Source organism: Mesorhizobium metallidurans STM 2683 (assembly GCF_000350085.1).
GTDB lineage: Bacteria > Pseudomonadota > Alphaproteobacteria > Rhizobiales > Rhizobiaceae > Mesorhizobium > Mesorhizobium metallidurans.
Map to the genome: position 1 here is coordinate 1 of NZ_CAUM01000067.1, position 21,444 is coordinate 21,444.

Annotated in this window: 15 protein-coding genes; 6 read left to right on the forward strand and 9 right to left on the reverse strand. The window is 63.1% G+C overall.

From position 1 onward, the window contains the following. The first annotated feature begins 251 nt into the window (after nucleotides 1–251). Together MESS2_RS11735 and MESS2_RS11740 are read left to right on the forward strand one after the other, a co-directional pair. Nucleotides 252–719, forward strand: a complete 468-nt coding sequence (locus MESS2_RS11735) for an Hsp20 family protein (RefSeq protein ID WP_008874442.1) — start codon at nucleotides 252–254, stop codon at nucleotides 717–719. A gap of 109 nt (nucleotides 720–828) precedes the next feature. Next, on the forward strand, nucleotides 829–1,002 hold the full coding sequence (locus MESS2_RS11740) for a hypothetical protein (protein WP_209436092.1): 174 nt from the start codon (nucleotides 829–831) through the stop codon (nucleotides 1,000–1,002). Between the two features lie 23 nt (nucleotides 1,003–1,025). Here MESS2_RS11740 and MESS2_RS11745 read toward each other — a convergent pair whose 3' ends face one another. After that, nucleotides 1,026–2,090 carry a threonine aldolase family protein gene (locus tag MESS2_RS11745; protein WP_008874444.1) on the reverse strand — a complete coding sequence of 355 codons (1,065 nt, stop codon included), beginning with the start codon at nucleotides 2,088–2,090 and terminating at the stop codon, nucleotides 1,026–1,028. Nucleotides 2,091–2,569: 479 nt separating this feature from the next. Between MESS2_RS11745 and gltB the strand changes: the two genes are divergently transcribed. Both gltB and MESS2_RS11755 read left to right on the forward strand, forming a co-directional pair. Then, nucleotides 2,570–7,318 (forward strand): glutamate synthase large subunit, encoded by a 4,749-nt coding sequence (gltB, locus tag MESS2_RS11750; RefSeq protein ID WP_040592743.1) that lies wholly within the window; start codon nucleotides 2,570–2,572, stop codon nucleotides 7,316–7,318. 142 nt (nucleotides 7,319–7,460) lie between these two features. Then, the gene (locus MESS2_RS11755) at nucleotides 7,461–8,915 is read left to right on the forward strand and encodes a glutamate synthase subunit beta (protein WP_008874448.1); all 1,455 of its coding nucleotides are present in this window, start codon (nucleotides 7,461–7,463) and stop codon (nucleotides 8,913–8,915) included. Between the two features lie 221 nt (nucleotides 8,916–9,136). On the opposite strand, the gene MESS2_RS11760 is transcribed toward MESS2_RS11755, so the two are convergent. Both MESS2_RS11760 and MESS2_RS11765 read right to left on the reverse strand, forming a co-directional pair. Beyond that, nucleotides 9,137–10,381, reverse strand: a complete 1,245-nt coding sequence (locus MESS2_RS11760) for an SGNH/GDSL hydrolase family protein (protein WP_008874449.1) — start codon at nucleotides 10,379–10,381, stop codon at nucleotides 9,137–9,139. A 122-nt stretch (nucleotides 10,382–10,503) separates the two neighbouring features. Continuing rightward, nucleotides 10,504–11,730: a lytic murein transglycosylase gene (locus tag MESS2_RS11765; RefSeq protein WP_008874450.1), complete on the reverse strand. Its 1,227-nt coding sequence runs from the start codon at nucleotides 11,728–11,730 to the stop codon at nucleotides 10,504–10,506. A 200-nt stretch (nucleotides 11,731–11,930) separates the two neighbouring features. Here MESS2_RS11765 and galU point away from each other — a divergent pair, with 200 nt between their 5' ends. Then, nucleotides 11,931–12,845, forward strand: a complete 915-nt coding sequence (galU, locus tag MESS2_RS11770) for a UTP--glucose-1-phosphate uridylyltransferase GalU (RefSeq protein ID WP_209436094.1) — start codon at nucleotides 11,931–11,933, stop codon at nucleotides 12,843–12,845. 28 nt (nucleotides 12,846–12,873) lie between these two features. On the opposite strand, the gene MESS2_RS11775 is transcribed toward galU, so the two are convergent. Beyond that, a complete protein-coding gene (locus MESS2_RS11775) occupies nucleotides 12,874–14,640 on the reverse strand; it encodes an outer membrane beta-barrel protein (RefSeq protein WP_008874452.1) in 1,767 nt (588 codons plus the stop codon). A 194-nt stretch (nucleotides 14,641–14,834) separates the two neighbouring features. Between MESS2_RS11775 and MESS2_RS11780 the strand changes: the two genes are divergently transcribed. Next, nucleotides 14,835–15,836 (forward strand): KpsF/GutQ family sugar-phosphate isomerase, encoded by a 1,002-nt coding sequence (locus MESS2_RS11780; RefSeq protein ID WP_008874453.1) that lies wholly within the window; start codon nucleotides 14,835–14,837, stop codon nucleotides 15,834–15,836. Nucleotides 15,837–15,842: 6 nt separating this feature from the next. Here the strand turns inward: MESS2_RS11780 and MESS2_RS11785 are convergent, their stop codons facing one another. The 5 genes from MESS2_RS11785 to omp10 all read right to left on the reverse strand — a co-directional run bounded on the left by MESS2_RS11785 (nucleotide 15,843) and on the right by omp10 (nucleotide 21,283). Continuing rightward, a complete protein-coding gene (locus MESS2_RS11785) occupies nucleotides 15,843–16,307 on the reverse strand; it encodes an NfeD family protein (protein WP_008874454.1) in 465 nt (154 codons plus the stop codon). A gap of 12 nt (nucleotides 16,308–16,319) precedes the next feature. Next, the gene (locus MESS2_RS11790) at nucleotides 16,320–17,270 is read right to left on the reverse strand and encodes an SPFH domain-containing protein (protein WP_008874455.1); all 951 of its coding nucleotides are present in this window, start codon (nucleotides 17,268–17,270) and stop codon (nucleotides 16,320–16,322) included. A 137-nt stretch (nucleotides 17,271–17,407) separates the two neighbouring features. Beyond that, nucleotides 17,408–18,472: a ferrochelatase gene (gene hemH, locus MESS2_RS11795; protein WP_008874456.1), complete on the reverse strand. Its 1,065-nt coding sequence runs from the start codon at nucleotides 18,470–18,472 to the stop codon at nucleotides 17,408–17,410. 135 nt (nucleotides 18,473–18,607) lie between these two features. Further along, a complete protein-coding gene (locus MESS2_RS11800) occupies nucleotides 18,608–20,716 on the reverse strand; it encodes a bifunctional metallophosphatase/5'-nucleotidase (RefSeq protein WP_008874457.1) in 2,109 nt (702 codons plus the stop codon). Nucleotides 20,717–20,908: 192 nt separating this feature from the next. After that, entirely contained in the window at nucleotides 20,909–21,283 is a 375-nt protein-coding gene (gene omp10 / locus MESS2_RS11805; protein ID WP_008874458.1) for an outer membrane lipoprotein Omp10, read from the reverse strand. Nucleotides 21,284–21,444 lie beyond the last annotated feature (161 nt).

Below are 21,444 nucleotides of genomic sequence, written 5' to 3' on the forward strand. Positions count from 1 at the left end.
TGACGACTGTCCTTATCTTGAGGAGACCATAGCGCCGGCTGTCTGAACGCGCGCCGAAGCGTCGGTTCATCTGCCGTTCATCGAAACATGGCCGGCTTTTTTAGCGGGAGGCAAAATCTTGAAATGCTTTCGCCTGCTCCCCAAATGTCGGATGCGGCCGCCAATGTCGGGGCCGCTGGCCCATCCGGAACGCCTCAACGGGTTTCGCACCGGCCATACGCAAACCATGTTGCTCAACAGGAGAACACACCATGCGTCACGTTGATTTTTCCCCGCTTTATCGTTCGACCGTCGGTTTCGACCGGCTGTTCACCATGCTCGATACGCTTGCGCAGCCCGACGGCGCGCAGACCTATCCGCCCTACAATATCGAGCGCACCGGTGAGGATTCCTACCGCATCTCGATGGCTGTCGCCGGTTTCTCGGACGAGGAAATCTCGATCGAGGCCCACCGCAATGTGCTGACCGTCAAGGGTGAGCGCAAGGAAGAGGGCAATGGCGAAGGTTCCGAGCTGCTCTACCGCGGCATCGCCTCGCGCGCCTTCGAGCGCCGCTTCCAGCTTGCCGACCATGTCGATGTCGTCGGCGCCACGCTGAAGAACGGCCTGCTCTTCGTAGACCTCAAGCGCAACATCCCCGAGGAGCTGAAGCCCCGCAAGATCGCGATCACCGCGTCTTCGGCCAAGGCCAAGCAGATCGAGGCCAAGACCGCTGCGTAATCGCAGTTCAGCGTAAAGTCTCTGAAGCGGCGCCGAAAGGCGCCGCTTTTGTTTGCCTTGGTGCCCGTGCCACCCCCAACCGATGGTACTGGCCCTCACCGTGTCCACAATGGCGCTGGCCGCCGGCCCTACCTCACATGGAGCCTTCCAGGTCGAGCATATCGCGCTGTCGTCGTTGGCCGTCGCACCGGCTTTGCGCGGCATGTGGCTCGGCCAACTGCTCAGGCAGCGGATCAGCCCGGCGATCTTCCGGCGCTTGGTTTCTGATCCTGCTTGGCCTTGAGCCGCTGGCGCGCCCTTTTTGGGTTAACCGCTTCGCTTTCCGGCGAGTAGGTGACCAAGGTGATCAACCTCTTCCGCCGTGGTCTCGAAGCTAGCGACGAAACGGTAGATCGCTTCATTGTCGCCGAGGTGACCATCGAAGCCGTCCGGCACGCCCCATTCGTAGAATTTCGCGCCGGCCGCCTGCAGCTTTTCGGCCTTGGCGCGGTCGAGGATCGCGAAAACCTCATTGGCCTGCGGCAACCAGGCCAGCCTGCCGGCCGGCGCGTCTTCGATCGTCTCGGCCAGCCGGGCCGCCATTCCGTTGGCGTGGCGGGCCATCCTCAGCCATAGTTCGTCGGTGAAATAGGCTTCGAACTGAGCCGAGATAAAGCGCGCCTTGGAGAAGGTCTGCCCGGCGCGCTGGCGAAGCAGGCGCAGTTCATGCCCGACATCGGGGTTCAGGACGACGACCGCGTCGGCCATCCAGCAGCCGTTCTTGGTGCCGCCAAAGGAAATGATGTCGACGCCGCTCTTCCAGGTCATTTCCGCCGGGCTGATGTTCGTCGCGGCAATCGCATTGGCGAAGCGCGCGCCGTCCATGTGCAGAGGCAGCCCGTGGCGTCGGCTCACTTCAGCGATCGCCTTGACATCCTCGACCGTATAGACGGTGCCGACCTCGGTCGCCTGGGTGATCGTCACCGCCATCGGCTGGCCGGCGGGGACGAGATCCTGTGAATAGCGCGTGATGGCCCGGTCGAGAGCCTGCGGATTTATGCGTCCCAATGGCCCGGGAACGGGCGACATGCGCGCTCCGCCGGTATGGAAGCCCGCCGCGCCGAACTCATCGACATTCATATGCGCTTCGGAATGGCAGAAGGCGACGCCGCCAATACGATTGCACGCCGCCATGGAGAGCGCGTTGGCAGCGGTGCCGGTCGCGACGAAGAACACCGCCACCTCCTTTTCGAAAATCTCGCTGAAGCGCCGGTAGATGGCACGGTCGAGCTCGCCGTCGCCATAGGCGGTCGCGATGCCCGCGGCATGCCGGGATAAATTGGCCGAGATGTCGGGATGGACGCCCGCCCAGTTGTCGGATGCAAAGAACATCGGGAAGCCTGTAAATCGGTTGCAAAACGGGCGCGACCTTGACCGCTTTGGCCTCTGGCGCGCAAGGGCCACGCGCCGAAAAAGCGGTAAAGCCAGGCGGCAGCGGAAGGCTGCTTGCGACCGAAGCTTACGTTTCGCAATCTTCTCACGAAATTTTGTGTCGCAAGATGCCTAAGATTTTTGTGAATCGGTCTTGTGCCCGTCCAGGATTTCTGTCATAAAAATTTAGGACAGTAGTGCTGTCTTATTTTGTCGTACAAATCAGGCTGGAGTGGCGTATCATTGGCCTCTCCGGCTATAGCTGCGAGCGACAGGTAGACGGCCCGGCTCTGGCCAGTACGAATACCATATGCGAAGCATGCGGAAAGTCGCATGGTTCGGCAAGGATTTCGCAAGACGTGCCGCAAGGATGAAGGGGAAGCCACGCGCTTCCCGACGCAAACCAGCGCCCTATGGGGCGCGGAATGGAGGACAGGATGATGACGGAATTGACGCCATCTGCGATCAACGGCCAGGCCGCGCAGACGAAAGCGGCAGCCGTCAAAAATACGTCCATCACCACTGGCCTGACCAAAATTGGGCGAACCGCCAACGGCTTCGCCGCCCAGGGCCTTTACGATCCGCGTAACGAGCATGATGCCTGCGGCGTCGGCTTCATCGTCAACATGAAGGGCGTCAAGTCGCATCAGATCGTCAAGGACGGGCTTGCGGTGCTTGAAAACCTGACGCATCGCGGCGCCGTCGGCGCCGATCCGCTCGTCGGCGATGGCGCCGGCGTGCTGGTGCAGCTTCCGGACCGTTTCTTCCGGGAGGAAATGGCAGCCCAGGGCATCGAACTGCCGCCGGCGGGCCAGTACGGCGTCGGCCACTGGTTCATGCCGCAGGACGCGGCACTTCGCGCCCATATCGAGGACATCATCGCCGAATCGGCTCAGTCCGAGGGGCTTCCGTTGATCGGTTTCCGTGACGTGCCCGTCGACAATTCGTTGCTGTCGAAGGCTCCGGACATCGTGGCATCCGAGCCGTTTCACCGGCAGGTCTTCATCGGCCGCACGGCCGACATTACCGATGACGAGGAGTATGAGGCCAGGCTCTATTTGCTGCGCAAGGTCATATCGGGCCGCATCTACGCCGAGAACGACAACAAGGACATCGGTTCCTACTGCGTGTCGCTGTCGGCGCGCACCATCGTCTACAAGGGCATGTTCCTGGCGTATCAGGTTGGCGCCTACTACAAGGACCTCACCGATCCGCGCTTTGAAACCGCGCTGATCCTGGTCCACCAGCGCTTCTCGACCAACACTTTCCCGTCGTGGAAGCTGGCGCATCCCTATCGCATGGTTGCCCACAATGGCGAGATCAACACCGTGCGCGGCAACAACAACTGGATGGCGGCGCGTCAGGCGTCGGTCGATTCCGAGCTGTTCGGTAACAATATCTCGAAGCTCTGGCCGATCTCCTATGACGGCCAATCCGACACCGCATGCTTCGACAATGCGCTCGAATTCCTGTTCCAGGGCGGGTATAGCCTCAGCCACGCCATGATGATGCTTATCCCGGAAGCGTGGGCCGGCAACAAGCTCATGGATCAAGACCGCAAGGCTTTCTACGAATACCATGCCGCGCTGATGGAGCCGTGGGACGGACCGGCTGCGGTCGTCTTCACCGATGGCCGCCAGATCGGCGCTACGCTGGACCGCAACGGCCTTCGTCCGGCGCGCTACATCGTCACCGATGACGACCGCGTCATCATGGCTTCCGAAGCCGGCGTGCTGCCGGTGCCGGAGGAACGGATCGTCAAGAAGTGGCGGCTGCAGCCCGGCCGCATGCTGTTGATCGACCTGGAAAAGGGCCGCATCATCTCGGACGAGGAGATCAAGTCGGAAATCGCGACCAGGCACCCCTACAAGAGCTGGCTCGCCAATACGCAGCTCATCCTGGAAGATCTGAAGCCGGTCGAGCCGCGCGCACTGCGCAAGGATGTCTCGCTGCTCGATCGCCAGCAGGCCTTCGGCTACAGCCAGGAAGATACCAAGCTGCTGATGTCGCCGATGGCGACGACCGGCCAGGAAGCCGTCGGATCGATGGGCACCGACACGCCGATTTCGGCGATGTCGGACAAGTCGAAGCTGCTCTACACCTATTTCAAGCAGAACTTCGCCCAGGTCACCAACCCGCCGATCGATCCGATCCGCGAGGAGCTGGTGATGAGCCTGGTCTCCTTCATCGGGCCGCGGCCGAACATCTTCGACCTCGTCGGCAATTCGCGCCGCAAGCGCCTCGAAGTGCGCCAGCCGATCCTGACCAATGGCGATCTCGAAAAGATCCGCTCCATCGGCCACACCGAGGACCGCTTCGACACCAAGACGATCGACATCACCTATGGCTCGAACGAGGGCGCTGCGGGCATGCAGGGCGCCATCGACCGGCTGTGCGAGCGCTCGGAAGCGGCGGTCGCCGGCGGCTACAACATCATCATCCTGTCCGATCGTCAGCTCGGACCGGACCGCATTGCCATACCGGCGCTGCTGGCCACGGCCGCGGTGCACCACCATCTGATCCGCAAGGGCCTGCGCACCTCGGTCGGGCTCGTCGTTGAATCCGGCGAGCCGCGCGAGGTGCATCATTTCTGCTGCCTCGCCGGCTACGGCGCCGAAGCGATCAATCCCTATCTCGCCTTCGACACGCTGCTCGATATGCACAAGCGCGGTGAATTGCCGAAAGAGGTCGACGCCTATGAAGTCGTCTCCCGCTACATCAAGTCGATCGGCAAGGGCATCCTCAAGGTGATGTCCAAGATGGGCATCTCGACCTACCAGTCCTATTGCGGCGCGCAGATATTCGACGCCATCGGGCTGAAGTCGGATTTCGTGCAGCAGTATTTCACCGGCACCGCGACGCTGATCGAAGGCGTCGGGCTGGACGAGATCGCGGAAGAGACGGTCAGCCGCCACTCCGACGGCTTCGGCAACGACCCGGTGCTGCGCAACAGCCTCGAAGTCGGCGGCGAATACATGTACCGCATGCGGGGCGAGGCGCATATTTGGTCGCCCGATGCTGTCGCCACCTTGCAGCACGCCGTGCGCCAGGGCTCGTGGGAAACGTTCAAAGAGTATTCCGCCCAGATCGATAGTGTGACGGCCCGCGCCCAGACCATTCGCGGCCTGTTCAAGATCAGGCTCGCGGAGGAGACAGGACGCAAGAAGGTCGGGCTCGACGAGGTCATGCCGGCAGCCGACATCGTCAAGCGGTTCTCGACCGGGGCGATGTCGTTCGGCTCGATCTCCAGGGAGGCGCACACCACGCTGGCGCGCGCCATGAACGCCATCGGCGGCAAGTCGAATACCGGCGAGGGCGGCGAAGAGGCCGACCGTTATCTGCCGCTGCCCGGCGGCGGCAAGAATCCCGAGCGCTCGGCGATCAAGCAGGTCGCCTCCGGCCGGTTCGGCGTGACGGCGGAATATCTGGTCAACTCCGATGTGATGCAGATCAAGGTCGCGCAAGGCGCCAAGCCCGGCGAGGGCGGCCAGCTGCCCGGCCACAAGGTCGATGCCACCATCGCCAAGGTCAGGCACTCGACGCCTGGCGTCGGCCTGATCTCGCCGCCGCCGCATCACGACATTTATTCCATCGAGGATCTGGCGCAGCTCATCTACGATTTGAAGAACGTCAATCCGGCGGCGGATGTCTCGGTCAAGCTGGTGTCCGAAGTCGGCGTCGGCACCGTCGCGGCCGGCGTCGCCAAGGCGCGCGCCGACCACATTACCATATCGGGCTATGATGGCGGCACCGGCGCTTCGCCGCTGACCTCGCTCAAGCATGCCGGCAGCCCGTGGGAAATGGGTCTTGCCGAGACGCACCAGACGCTGGTGCTCAACGGCTTGCGCAGCAGAGTGGCGCTGCAGGTCGATGGCGGCCTGCGCACCGGCCGCGACGTCATTATCGGCGCGCTGCTTGGCGCCGACGAGTTCGGCTTCTCGACCGCGCCGCTGATTTCGGCCGGCTGCATCATGATGCGCAAGTGCCACCTCAACACCTGTCCGGTGGGCGTGGCGACGCAGGACCCGGTGCTGCGCAAGCGCTTCAAGGGCACGCCAGAGCACGTCATCAACTTCTTCTTCTATGTGGCGGAAGAGGTGCGCGAGCTGCTCGCCGAAATGGGCTACACCCACATCGACCAGATCATCGGCGACACCGACCTGCTGGAGAAGCGCGACGTGATCGAGCACTGGAAGGCGCGCGGGCTCGATTTCGGCAAGATGTTCTTCAAGCCGGATGCGCCGCATCACGCGGTGCACTGGACCGAGCGGCAGAAGCACCCGATCGACGATGTGCTCGACCGCAAGCTGATCGAGCTGGCCAAGCCGGCGCTCGAAAGCCGGCAACCCGTCAGCATCGAGCTGCCGATCCGCAATGTCGATCGCTCGGCGGGCGCGATGCTGTCGGGCGAAGTGGCCAAGCGCTTCAAGCATAAAGGGCTGCGCGAGGACACGATTTCGGTGAAGCTCACCGGCACGGCCGGACAGTCCTTCGGCGCCTTCCTGGCGCGCGGCGTCTCGTTCGACCTGGTCGGCGCCGGCAACGACTATGTCGGCAAGGGCCTGTCGGGCGGGCGCATCGTCATCCGTCCGCCGGAAGAGGCCAAGATCGTCGCGGCCGAATCCATCATCGTCGGCAATACGGTGCTCTATGGCGCGACCGAGGGCGAGGCCTATTTCGCCGGCGTCGCCGGCGAGCGTTTCGCGGTGCGCAACTCCGGCGTGGCCGCCGTCGTCGAAGGCGTCGGCGACCATGGCTGCGAGTACATGACCGGCGGCATCGTCGTCGTCATCGGCCAGACCGGCCGCAACTTCGCCGCCGGCATGTCGGGCGGCGTCGCCTATGTGCTCGACGAGGCGGGCGATTTCGCCGAGCGCTGCAACATGGCGATGGTCGAGCTGGAGCCGGTTCCGGAAGAAGACGATCTGATGGAAAAGCTGCTCCATCATGGCGGCGACCTCGACCACAAGGGCCGCGTCGACGTGTCAGGCGACATGACCAGCCATGACGAGGAACGGCTCTACCAGCTGATCTCGAATCACGTCCACTATACGGGTTCGGTGCGCGGTCGCGAGATCCTCGACGACTGGACGACTTTCCGGCCGAAATTCCGCAAGATCATGCCGGTCGAATACCGCCGCGCGCTGATCGAGATGGAACGCATGCGCATGGGCGTGGCGGCGGAATAGATTTTGCGGCTGCCGGGAAGCCTGGCTTCCCGGCACGGGCCTCATCGACAATCCTGACCTCGTGCTGAAGGTTGCCATGGCTGCCTCAAGAGGTTAACGGGTGCGGCGAAAACCGCACCATCTGGACAGCAGGAACTGGACTATGGGCAAGGTAACAGGCTTTCTCGAGATCGACCGGCAGGTGCACAAGTACCAGCCGGCCTCCGACCGCATCCGGCATTTCCGCGAATTCACGCTGCCGATGTCGGACAAGGAGGTCGAGAAACAGGCGGCGCGCTGCATGGATTGCGGCATTCCGTTTTGCCATGGGCCGACCGGCTGTCCGATCCACAACCAGATCCCGGACTGGAACGACCTCGTCTACAATGGCGACTGGGACAACGCGATCCGCAACCTGCATTCGACCAACAATTTCCCGGAATTCACCGGCCGCATCTGCCCGGCGCCGTGTGAGGAAGCCTGCACGCTGAATCTCGAGGACATCCCGGTCGCCATCAAGACTGTCGAGCAAGCGATCGCCGACAAGGCCTACGAGACCGGCCATATCCGGCCCTATCCGCCGGAGAGGAAGACGGGCAAGCGCGTCGCGGTCATCGGCTCGGGGCCGGCCGGCATGGCGGGCGCCCAGCAGCTCGGCCGCGCCGGCCATGACGTGCATGTCTATGAGCGCGAGAGCCGGCCGGGCGGGCTGATGCGCTACGGCATCCCCGACTTCAAGATCGAGAAGCACTATATCGACCGGCGCATCGAGCAGATGCAGGGCGAGGGCGTGAGCTTCTACTGCGGCGTCAATGTCGGCGTCGACAAGAAGGTGGCGGACTTGCTCGCCGAATATGATGCGGTGCTCTATTGCGGCGGTTCGGAAACGCCGCGTGCCGCCGACATTCCCGGCGACGATCTTGAGGGCGTGCATGACGCGATGCCCTATCTGGTGCAGCAGAACAAGCGTGTCGGCGGCGAAGCGATCCAGTCGGTCGCTTGGCCTTCGCCCCCGATCGTCGCCGGCGGCCAGCATGTCGTCGTCGTCGGTGGCGGCGACACCGCTTCCGACTGCGTCGGCACCGCCTTCCGCCAGGGCGCCGTGCGCGTCACCCAGCTCGACATCCGCCCGCAGCCGCCGGAGAAGGAAGACAAGCTCGCGGTCTGGCCCTATTGGGCGACGAAGATGCGCACTTCGTCCTCGCAGGCCGAGGGCGCGGAACGCGAATTCCAGGTGGCGACACTGGAGTTCATTGGCGAGGACGGCCAGCTGACCGGCGTCAAATGCTGCGAGGTCGATGAAAAGCGCAAGCCGATCGCCGGTACCGAATTCGTCATCCGCGCGGATCTGGCCTTTATCGCCATCGGCTTTGCCGGGCCGGCCGCGGCCGGCGTGGTGCAGGAGCTGGACGGGCAGATGAAGATCGCCACCGACAGCCGCCGCTCCAGGAATGTCGAGGCCAACGACCGCGATTACAGGACCAGCGTCGACAGGCTCTATGCAGCGGGCGACGTGCGCCGTGGCCAGTCGTTGGTCGTCTGGGCGATCCGCGAAGGCCGCCAGGCGGCGCGTGCGATCGACGAGGCGCTGATGGGATCGACCGTCCTGCCACGCTGAGATCGTTTGGAAACCCTACTCCTGCGGGCCATCTGCGGGCGTTTTCTGCGCTTCCGGCCTTCGCCGGCCGGAGCACTTATGAGCCGTCGTGGTAGTTAAGGCTACGGCCGGCGTAGGCCGGTGCTCACGTACTCAAATGTACGCTCCGCTCCGGTTCTCGAAAACACGCTCATATGACTCACAGGAGCGAGTTTCGAAACGATCTCCGGGAGCTTGTCGTATCAAGGATTGATGGCCGTCGTCGTGTCGTTTCCAGCGGCTGCCGTCGCGGGCTGGACCTTGGGCGGCCAGGAAAAATCGTCGGCGCGGCCGGGCGATGCATCGGGTGCTTTGCCCTTGATGACCAGCTTTTCGCCGGACCTGTCCGCCTTTTTCAGCGGGACGGCGCCGAGAAGTTCCGAGCCGCCATCGAGCGCGGGATCGCTGAGCAGCATCGGTACGGTTCGGTCGACTTCTATGGGCGCGGCCGCAGCCGCCGGTGCCTCAACGGGAGCGCCAGCCGGCGCGGCGGCGGTCGTGACGCCTCCCGGTGCACTCAGCCCCAGGATCTTCAGCAGCGGTTTTTCGGCATAGAAGGCGAGCTTGCGTTTGCCGGCTCTCGTCACATTGATGCCGTCATCGGTGCGCAGCCGCACCGCCTGGCCGTTGATGTCGGGCCCGCTGATGACGAAGGCGCCGTTCTCGTCGACGAAACCGTCCCACACGTCGACGAATTCACCACCGTGACCTTCGGCCGCCGACCGGTAAATGTCGTTGAAAGCCAGCATGTCGGAGGTCATCTTCGCCACCCGGAATGCCGGCATGCCGACCCACAGATAGGGAACCTTGGTCGATGCGATGGCCTTGCCGAGCGCCTCGGTCCGGCGCTCGTACTCCTTGGTCCAGTTCTCCGACCGCGGTTGTTCGCGCGTATCGTCGATACGCATTTGCTGCCGGTCGTTGGAACCCAGCATGACGACCACGGCGGCGGGCTTTTCAGTCTCGATCAGCGATTTGATCTGTTCGGGCCAGTTGTAGACGTCGTCACGCACGAGACCGGACGAACCATTGCCGCGAACGACGATCCTGACGCCAGCGTTTTCGGCAAAAGCGGCATCCAGGCCTTCGGCCAAACCGGAGGCAATGAAATCGCCCACCACCAGGACGGTGCGGGCGTCCGGCGCTTTCTCGACCACAGGGGTTGTCGGCTCGGCCGGCGCCCGGGGAGCCGCACGAGGCTTTCTTGCCTTTGGCTTGGGCGGCCTGGCTCGCTGAATTCGCCGGGGCGGTTCGATCCGCAGCGGCGGTTCCAACCGCTCGCTCCGGCGTGGAAACAACAGGTCGCGCAGAGACCAGCCGCGACTTTCTTCCTGCGCCATGGCCGGCGTGTGAAAGGCGCCGGCGATGCCCGCCACCAGGACGACAATGGCCAGAGCGAGTACCGGCACGCGACGAAGGATCACCCGGATGCGCGCAGCCGAAACCAATCACCCTCTCCATCCCTGTGCGCGCATGGCCCGAAAGCGGATTTTCGGAAGGGGCCATGCACGCGAATTAACGTGCTACAGCGTCCTCTGCGCGTTCGAAGGGACGCGCGCTGTAGACGGCTCTAGTTCTTTCTGAGCCATTTGAGCACTTCCATGCTCGGATGTCCGTCCTGGGTCAAGCCGGCCTTCGCCTGGAAGGCCATGATGGCGGCTTTCGACCCGTCGCCGATCTTGCCGTCGAACTTGCCCGAATAGTAGCCGTGCTCGGAAAGCCTCTGCTGGAGCTCCTGCCTTTCTTCGAAGGAGAGCTTGGTGAAAGGCCGCTTCCAATCCTGCACAAGTCCACCGTAGCCGGCGATATCATCGGCAAGCAGACCGACGGCAATCGCGTATTTGTCGGCATTGTTGTAGCGCTTGATGACCGAAAAATTCTTGATCATCAGGAAAGTCGGTCCACCGCGTCCGCCGGGCACTTTCAGCGTCGCCTTGTCCGCGCCATTCCTGAACGGCTTGCCGTTGGCACGCGTGACACCCAGCGCCTGCCATTGCGACAGCGACATCGATCCCTTCGGGAATTTCTTCCCGTCCGGAAGGACGACTTCATAGCCCCACGTCTTGCCGGCCTGCCAACCGTTCTTTCTAAGCAGATTGGCAGACGTTGCCAGGGCGTCGGGAATCGAATTCCAGATATCACGCCTGCCGTCGCCGTCCATGTCGACTGCGTAGGACTGGTAGCTGGTCGGAATGAACTGGGTATGGCCCATCGCGCCTGCCCATGAACCGACCAGCTGGCTTTCGTCGATGTCGCCCCTTTGCAGGATCTTCAAGGCAGCGATCAACTGGGTGCGGGCATATTTCGACCGTCTCTGATCGGCATAGCCAAGCGTTGCCAGCGAACGCACGACACTGCGGATGATGTCGTCGCGCTTGAGGGTTTCGCCATAGTTCGATTCCATCGACCAGATGGCCAGCAGGATGTTGCGGTCGACGCCGTACTTGGCCTCGATCCTGTCCAGCCACGGCTTCCATTTCCTTGCCATCTGCTGGCCGATGGCGATCGACTGGTCATGGACGCGATTGTCGAAATAGTCCCAGGCGGGCGCCGTGAATTCGGGCTGGAAGCGCGCTTTCTCCAGCACCTCCGGGTCGGCATCCCTGATGTCCCTGAATGCCTGGTCGTAGACAGCGCCGGAAACGCCGTTCTGCACCGCGGTAGCGCGGAAGCTGGCAACCCATTGGCGGAACCCGGCGTCGGCAAAAGCCGACCCGGCGGGCAACAGCAAGGCAAGTGAGAGGCCGGCGGCCGCCATGACGCTTGTCAGGCGCCTTGCTGCATTGCGTAGGGACATATTTTCCTCCTTTTTCATCACAGGAAGATCATTCATCGCCGAACCCGGTTAGGATTTAGTTTACCATAGGCGTCGTTGGGAACGAAAAGACGCTTCGGTGCTTTAGTAACCGCAAATTTTCATCTGGCTGGTCAGTAATCCTCGATTCCGGCATGAAAATGTCTCGAAGCGGGATTGCCGAACGGGCTCGCAAGCGGATAATTGGCTGCATGAAGAGAGTTCGCAAGGCAGTTTTCCCGGTCGCCGGCCTCGGCACGCGGTTTCTCCCGGCCACCAAGGCCATCCCCAAGGAAATGCTGACCGTCGTCGACAGGCCAGTCATCCAATATGTAGTGGACGAGGCGCGCGAAGCCGGCATCGAGCATTTCATCTTCGTGACCGGCCGCAACAAGGCGGTGATCGAGGATCATTTCGACGTCCAGTTCGAGCTCTATGACACGCTTGCTCAGCGCGGCAAGGACGACCAGCTCGCCCGCCTGCAGCGGTTGCAGCCCGCGCCGGGGCAGACCAGCTTCACCCGCCAGCAGGTACCGCTGGGCCTTGGTCATGCCGTCTGGTGCGCCCGCGAACTGGTCGGCGACGAGCCTTTCGCGCTGCTCTTGCCCGACATGATCATGCAGTCGGAGAAAAGCTGCATGAAGGACATGGTCGAGCTCTATGCCGAGACCGGCAACAACATCATCGCGGTCCAGGAATGCGACCCGGCCGAAGCCCATAAATATGGCATCGTCGGCCGCGGCGAGGATACGCATCATGGTTTCCGCATCACCGAGATGGTGGAGAAGCCAAAGACGGGCACCGCGCCCTCCAATCTCTACATCAACGGACGCTACATCCTGCAGCCGGAGATATTCGGGATACTCGAAAGCCAGGAGAAGGGCGCCGGCAACGAAATCCAGCTCACCGATGCGATGCTGAAACTGGAAAAACAGCAGCCCTTTTATGGCTACCACTATCAAGGACGCACCTTCGATTGCGGATCGCCGGAAGGCTTTGTCGAGGCCAATGTCGCCTTCGCGCTGTGGCGCAGCGACATGAATGCGAGCATGGCGGGCGTCATCCGCACGCTGCTCGACGAGTTGAAGCCGTCGGAGCGACGGGGCGCTGCTTTTTAGGCCGCTTGTCGATGCCGGTCGGCTTGCCTTACCGCTGAACCTTCACGCCAAGGAATATGCTGTTGGCCGTGTAGTCGCGGCCCTCCAGGTTGCTGGTCTGCTTTTCGGTCCTGACGCGGGTGGTGAGGCCGGCATAGCGATTCAGCCACCATGTCAGCTCCGCCTCGGCGCTCAGCGTCAGATCATGGCCGTCGGACCCTGCATAATCGCGCCAATCCGCGCCAAGGGCCGCGTTGCCGGTCAGGTTGGCACGGATTTCCCGCTCGCCGGTAAGGCGGCCGGAATAAAGGATGTCGCCGCTTTGTCCAGCGGTCGTCGTGCCCTCGACGGTCGTCTGTCCGGTAAGGCCGATCGTGGTGCCGCGTTCGGGCGACCATTTGAGGTCGGCGTTCACCGTGGCGCCCGAAATCGCCTGCAGTCGGTCGTCGTCGATGGCTTCCCTGAGCCAACCGGCGGAGAATTCGCCGGCAAGCTTCTCGCCCATGTCGAGTTCGACGCCGGCCCGGGCGCCGAGCCGTGTCGAGGATCGTTCGAAGCCGCTGGAGTCGATACGCTGATCATAGAGCCGGCGGCCGACCTCGACCTCGGTGAAGGGTGTGATGGCGGGCGAGATCTCGTAGCCAGTGCGCAAGGTCGCCGTATAGAGCGTGGAGTCGCGGTCTTTCTGCGACAGCGATCCACCCGTCGAAAGCTTGGCATCGCCATAGATGTCGTGCTCGACCGCGCCGGTCAGGGCAAAGCGCATCTTGCCGGCATCCTTCTCGACCGCGAGACTGCCGTCGATGGTCTGGCGCACCGGCTGCTCGGCGGTGCCTTCGATGACGACCGGCGACGAAGCCGATTCGGGCGCCGCCTCGTAACCGAGCTTGGCGATGGCGCGCAGCTCGTTGTCGAGGTCGACATTGAGCGTGCCTTCGACACGGCCCCGCGCCTCCTGAACCTCGTCGCCCGATATGGTCTTGAGAAAGGTGCCGTAGCCGTCGATGACAGCTGAATTCTCCGCCCAGTCGGAGACGGCGTTGAAGCGCAACGTCGTTTCCGACAGCAGCGCCGGCTTGCCGCCATTGCTCGAATCGGCGTTCGACGTCGCCGTCAGGCCTTGCTCGAGCGTCGGCCTGATCACGAAGGAGCCGAGTCTGATGCCGGTGGCGGCGAAGGGGTCGTCCTCTGCCTTCTTGTCCTGACCCTCGATGGCCTCGGCACGCTCGGCGCCAGGGTCAAGCTGCAGCCTGTCGGCGGAATCAATGGTCACGGCACGGCGATTGGTGTCCTGATCCGTCTCGGCGGTGTCGGTGTCATCCGTCGTGGCCGTGCTTGTTGTGTCGACGCTGGTTTTCTTTGTCTTCTTGCTGTCGCCGGCCTCGTCCTCCGCCTTGTCTTGATCGGCGGCGCGTTGTCTGGCGCTTGCCGAGCGGCGCGGCGGGACGGGGCCAGGGTTGTCGGCAAACGGGTCGTCGGTGGCGGCGGGCGGATCGAAAATACTGCCGGTCGTGGCTGCCGTGCCCGCGTCGTCCGGTACCGCGCCGGGACTGGCCGGTTTATAGGTGGGTGCCGGCGCGTCCCCCCGGGCAGTCGCGCCGGGCGTTGTCGCCAGATTCCGGGAACTGGCCATTTGCCTGGTTTTGCGCTGCTGGTCGTCCAGGATCGCCGATTCCGAAACCTCGCCACGCAACTCGGTCTCCTGGGCGTAAGGCAGCGCCGGCCGCAGCAAGGCAAAGACGCTGGTCGCCAGCAACAAGGCGCAGACCGCCTTGCCCTTGCGTCCTCTTTTCTTTTCGGGCCGGACCTTGGACATTGCCACCACTGCTTGCGCTGCGCCTGCGCGCTATACTTACCGAACCGTAAATGGGGATGGTTAACGGAGGGTTGAGGCGGCGGCTGATTAGCCCGTCGCGCGCCTACGATCTAAGGGATTCATGCGGTTCGCTGCATGGATGAGGCGGCAATTCCGTTGGACAGGCGCGCGGCAAAGCGCTAATCGCATCAGCCATGCATGCGGGATCCCCAGAGAAGAAGCCGCTGGACAGGCAAGCTTCAATCGCCTCGGCGCTCAGAACGGTGGCAACCGAGCAGGCCGGTGTCGCAGCACTGGCGTCCGCGCTCGAAAACGGGCTGGCCGAGCCATTCGCGCGCGCCGTCGACATGGTGTCGCAGATCGACGGCCGCGTGATCGTCACCGGCGTCGGCAAGAGTGGCCATATCGGCTCCAAGATCGCCGCGACGCTCGCCTCGACCGGCACGCCCGCCTTCTTCGTCCACCCTGCCGAAGCCAATCATGGCGATCTCGGCATGATCGCCAGGGATGACGCCATCATCGCCATGTCGTGGTCGGGCGAAAGCAGGGAACTCATGGGCATCGTCGCCTATTCCAGGCGTTTCTCGATCCCACTGATCGCGGTCACTTCCGGGGAGACGTCGGCGCTGGCACGCGAGGCGGATGTAGTGCTTCTGCTGCCGCGTGCACCGGAAGCCTGCCCGCACGGCCTGGCGCCGACGACATCGACGCTGCTGCAACTGGTGATCGGCGACGCACTGGCCATCGCGCTGCTCGAAGCCCGCGGTTTTACGCCGGACCATTTCCGCACCTTCCACCCCGGCGGACAGCTGGGCGCCAATCTGACGCAGATCCGCGACATCATGCATGTCGGCGACCGGTTGCCGCTGGTGTCCTCCGGCACCGGAATGCAGGAGGCGATCCTCGAACTGTCGCGCAAGGGATTTGGCTGCGTGGCGATCACCGGCGCGGACGGCGCGCTGATAGGCATCATCACCGATGGCGACATCAGGCGCCATATCGGCAGCAATCTCCTGGCGATGAGCGTCGATCAGGTCATGACCAGGGAGCCGAAGACAGCCGGACCCGATACGCTGGTGGCGACCGCGCTGCAGACGATCAACAACTCGGCCATCACCAGCCTGATGGTGGTGGAAGGCAAGCGTCCGGTCGGGCTCGTCCACCTGCATGACCTACTACGCATCGGCGCGGCCTGAAAACCCTCAGACAGCCTCTACGGTCAGCTCCAGATCCGTGTCGGCGGCGCCTGTCACGCGCACTTGTGTGCCCGCCGGCAGATCCGGGCCGGAAACGCGCCACAGCGTGTCGCCCAGCCTGATGCGGCCGCGGCCGTTCTTGATCGGTTCGGCCAGCGTCGCCATTCTGCCGACCATCTGCGCGGCGCGACGGTTGAGCAGCGGCTGGTCGGCGTCGCCATGACGCCCGCCGACCAGCTTCTTGCCGACAAAGGCCGAGACCAGCGATAGCGCAAGGAAAGCCAGCACCTGGACCTGCCAGGTCCAGAAACCGGCATCCCAGGCAAGCAGCGACACGGCGCCGATGATCAGGGCGGCGATGCCGATCCAGAGCATGAACACGCCCGGCGCAACGACTTCCATCACCAGGAGGATGAAGCCGAGAACCATCCAGTTCCATGGGCCGAGTTCGGAAACGATGCGTTCGAACATGGGAGAGTGGCCTCAGTTTTCGCTCGATCGAACCACGGGCGGGCGGCCGCCCTGCCGCTGCGTGCCTGTGGAACCATCGCCTTTGAAGACCTCCCTGGCGATCTCGCCGATGCCGCCGAGCGTACCAATCAGCGACGAGGCCTCGATCGGCATCAGCACCACCTTGCTGTTGGTGGCGGAGCCGATCTTGGCCAGCGCTTCGGTGTATTTCTGCGCGACGAAATAGTTGAGTGCCTGCACGTCGCCCTTGGCGATCGCCTCCGACACCACTTGCGTGGCGCGGGCTTCCGCCTCGGCCGAGCGTTCGCGCGCCTCGGCGTCGCGGAAAGCGGCTTCCTTGCGGCCTTCCGCCTCGAGGATCTGCGACTGCTTGAGGCCCTCGGCATCGAGGATCTGCGCGCGCTTGTTGCGCTCCGCCATCATCTGGCGGCCCATCGATTCGATGAGGTTGGCCGGCGGGTTGATGTCCTTGATCTCGACGCGGGTGATCTTGATGCCCCAGGGGTGCGCGGCCTCGTCGACGACGCGCAGCAGGCGCTCGTTGATGGCGTCGCGGTTCGACAGCAATTCGTCGAGGTCCATGGAGCCCATCACGGTGCGGATGTTGGTCATCGTCAGGTTGAGGATGGCGTTCTCGAGGCCGGCGACCTGGTAGGCGGCCTGCGCGGCGTTGAGCACCTGGTAGAAGGCGACGCCGTCGACGGCGACGATGGCGTTGTCGCGAGTGATGATCTCCTGCGTCGGGACATCGAGCACCTGCTCCATCATGTTCATCCTGGCGCCGACGCGCTCGAAGATGGGGTTGATGATGTTGAGGCCGGGGCTCAGCGTCTTGGTGTAACGGCCGAAGCGCTCCACCGTGTAATTGTAGCCCTGAGGCACTGTCTTGATGCCTTTGAAAAGAAGGATAATGACCAGGAAGACAAGAACAACGATGGCAATGTCGAAACCGCTAAAGCCCATTTCGTTTCTCCCTCAATAGGCGCCGACTTCACAGAATCACTTAAGTGTGTTTCCGCAGCGTTACAATCAGGTGATCATGAATATTGGTTAGCGAAGGTTTTTGCACACGGGTTTTCGGACGCAGGCCTGATGGCCGGTCAAACCCAGCCGGAAAGCTCGCGCCGTACCATCGCTTCGATCACCGCCATCCCCTCGGCACTGTCGTTGAGGCATGGTATATGCGCGAAGTTCCCGCCGCCGGCGTGATGAAAGGTTTCGGCCGCCTCGCGGCCGATCTCGTCCAGCGTCTCGATGCAATCGACGGAAAAGCCGGGGTTGACGATGGCGATCGATTTCACGCCTTCCCTGGCCAGTTTCTCGACCGTCTTGTCGGTGTAGGGCTGCAGCCATTCCTGCGCGCCGAAGCGGGACTGGAAGGTGGTGATCAGCCTCTTCTCGTCCCAGCCGAGCTTTTCGCGCAGCAGCCGCGTCGTCTCCAGGCAATGGGCCTGATAGGGATCGCCCTTGTCGGAATAGGGTTTCGGTATGCCGTGATAGGAAGCGATGACCACCTCCGGCTCGAAATCGAGGCCTGCCAGATGCCGCTCGATCGAATGGGCGAGCGCTTCGATATAGACGGGCTCGGCAAAGTAGGGCGGCACGCTGCGGACAGCCGGCGCGCGGCGCATCTTCATCAGGGCGCGAAACAGCTGGTCGTTGGCGGTCGCCGTCGTCGTCGCCGAATATTGTGGGTAAAGCGGGAAGGTGAGAATACGGTCGCAGCCCTGCTCGACCAGTTTCTGGGCGATGCTCGCAGTCGAGGGATTGCCGTAGCGCATCGCCCAGTCGACGACGACGTCAGGCAGGTCGCCGAGCGCCCCGGCAAGCTTTTCACCTTGAGCGCGGGTAAAAGTGCGCAGCGGCGATTCATTGCGCGCCCGGTTCCAGATCCTGGCGTAGTTGGCGCCCGACTTCTTCGGCCGCGTGGTCAGCACAAGTCCGTAGAGGATCGGATACCAGATCGCCTTGTTGAGTTCGATGACGCGTGGGTCGGAAAGGAATTCCCTGAGATAGCGCCACATCGGCTTGAAGTCGGTGCCATCGGGCGTGCCGAGATTGACCAGCATGACGCCTATCCTGCCGGCTCCGTCCGGCCGCAGTCCTGCAGGCAGCGGGCCGAGGGCCTTCGCAGCTTTGGGTTCGACAGGGCTGGAAAGCGGCATAAGGGGTCTCCGGACATCCGCGAAACTAGCGATGCCGCGCCGGTTTTCAATGCAGCGTCTGGCCGCACCTTGCCTTGAAAGCAAAACCCGCCCGGCTTGCCGAGCGGGTGCTCCTGAATTCGACTCCCGAGATTCCTATTTGCCGGCCGTTGGAATGACGAGGCTTGCGCCGATCGGGAGATGGTGTGGCTCATAGCCCTTGTTGGCGCTGGAGATCAGCTTCCACTTGGTGCCGTCGCCATAGGCCTTCACCGCCAGATCCCAATAGGTGTCGCCGGCAACGATCACGTGGCTGCTTTCGGCTGCCTCGGTTGGCTTTGCAGGTTCGGCAGGCGTGGGTGCTGTCTCTGCGGGCGCTGGGGCAGGGGCCGGTGTTGCGGGGGCCGGTGCAGGTTCCGCTGGAGCAGGTGCCGCCTCGGATGGCTTTGCAGGCTCGGCAGGCGCCGGAGCTGTCTCAGCCGGCACACTTGGCGGCGTCGTGGCGATATCGCCGGAACCGGCCGGCAATGCAGGCATCGCCGGTTCAGCGGGTGCGGCCGGGGCCGCCTCCGCCGGTTTTGCCGGCTCGGCCGGAGCGGGCTCGGCCGGCTTGGCTGGTTCAGCGGCCGGTGCCGCGGGAGCCGCCGTAACGTTCGCCGCGATCTCGGTGATGCGGCCATCGAGCTTCGGCGTATAGGGCCGGTGCACGCCGAGATAATCGGCGACCACCTGTTCGAGGCCCGGACCGTAGTCGTAGGCGTTCCTGGCCTTGTCGGCGAAGATCTTGTAACCGTCGCCGCCCTGGCGGACAAAGTTGTTGGTGGCGACCAGATAATCCTTGTCCGGATTGATCGGCGTCCAGGCGCCGCCTTCCATGACCTCAACCGACTTGACGCGACCGGCATTGGGCGCGACCGATTTGTCGAACGCGTATTTCAGGCCGGCAACCTGCGGGAAGCGGCCGGCGCCGTCCTCGACCTGGCTGAGGCCGCTTTCGAGCCCGGCGACCAGATCCTTGCCGGAAATCTGGAAGGTCGCCAGCGTGTTCTGGAACGGCAGCACGGTCAGCACCTCGCCCATGGTGACGGTGCCCTGGTCGATCGAGGCCCGCAGGCCGCCGCCATTCGAAATGACGATCTCGACGCCCTGGCCCTTGACGCGGTCGAGGATGGCGTCGGAGACAAGATTGCCCATCTCGCATTCGCGGGCGCGGCAATTCTGGCGGCTGCCGTCGATCGCCTTGGTGGTCTCGGCGACCTCCTTGTTCTTCAGCGCCTCGATCGGCGCGCCGAGCTCCTTGATGCGGGCAAGCACGGCGGGATCGGGGGTGATCGACTTGTCGAGATAGATCGGGTCGCCGCTGGCCTCTTTGACGAGGCCGTTGTCGTCGAACACGACCTTGAACTCGCCGAGATATTTCGAATAGGAAGCGGCCTGGACGACGGGTACCTTGTAGCCGTCCGGATTGTCGACCATCGTCGGATAGGAGCCTTCGGCCTTCGGGTCGGTGTTGGACAGCAGCGAATGGCTGTGGCCGCCTACCACCACGTCGATGCCCGGGATCTTGGCGATGACATCGCGCTCGCGCCTGTAGCCGATATGGGTGACCGCGATGATCTTGTCGACACCTTGTGCTTTCAGCTTCTCGACCTCAGCGGTGATCGACTTGACGTCGTCCTCGATGGTGATGTTCGGCCCGGGGGAGGCCAGTTCCGGCGTGTCGTTGGTGACCGCTCCGATGATGCCGATCTTCTGGCCGCCGACTTCGACGACGATCGACGGCTTCACCCGGTCGCCGAGCTTGGACTGCGCATTGGCCTTCACATTGGCGCCAAGCACCGGAAACTTGATCATGTCGAGGAACGGCGCGAGTGCGGCCTCGCCATCGTCGAACTCGTGATTGCCGAGCGCCATGGCGTCGAACTTCATCTGGTTGAGGAACTCGCCTTCGACATTGCCCTTGTAGGTGGTGTAGAAGAGCGAGCCCTGGAAATTGTCGCCGGCGCTGAGCAGCAGCACGTTCTGGCCTTCCAGCTTCTTGCGTTCCTGGGCGATTGCCGTGATCAATCGCCCGGCGCCTCCGATGCACTCGCCCTTGGTCTCTTCCTCGGCCGAGCAGGTCGATTCATATTTGTTGTTGCCTTCGATGCGGCTGTGCCAGTCGTTGATGTGCAGGATGTTCAGCGTGTAGTCGGCAAAGGATGCTTCGGCCGACAGGCCGAGCGTGGACGCAGACAGGATGGCAATAGCTGCGATCTTCTTCATTTTGTGTCTCCCGGGTGACCTAACCAGAGGCGCTTAACGCTCTTGTTTGACTGGGCTATAACAGCCCAGCTTTTGGCCATGTTCACACTGCGTTGGGGTCGAGGCAAGCGGAATCGGAATCAGTTTTGCCGGCGCAAAAAAAGGACGGCGACCTAGGCCGCCGTCCTTTTGCAAAGCAATTCAGTGCAGCGCTCAGGTGCGTCTGGTCAGCACGAAGTTCTGTCCGCTACCACTGGTGCAATTGAGCTGCGAGGTGGAGATCAACAAGCAGTTGAAGCTGATCGGCGTCTGGCGGATCAGCGAGGTGCCGCGGATCTCGACCGAGGTGCCGCCGGTCATGGTGTAGCTGCCATCGGCAAGCTTCTGGCCGGTATCGGTGGCGACAGTCTTGAAGCTGCCGCCGGCAAAGGTCGACAAGCCCGTGCCCTGCGCGTCGATCCAGGAGCCTTCGACCCCCTTTGCCGAGATTGCCGGCGGCTCGTTCGGGCCGGTGGTGGTGCAGGCCGCCAAGGCGACGGCCGTGGCCGCGGCAATGCCGGCCGAAAGCAATTTTCGCGCGATCGTCATGAAAAATCCTCTCCTCGAGCATCGGACCGAAAATCTGTTCGATTTCGGAAAACACGATGGGTCCATTCAAAGTGCTAGAGCGTACTTTCCAAATAGACGCACATCGCTCCAGGCCGCTTCCTTCAATCGCCCGATTTCCGGGCGATTGCAAGGCGGTGCGG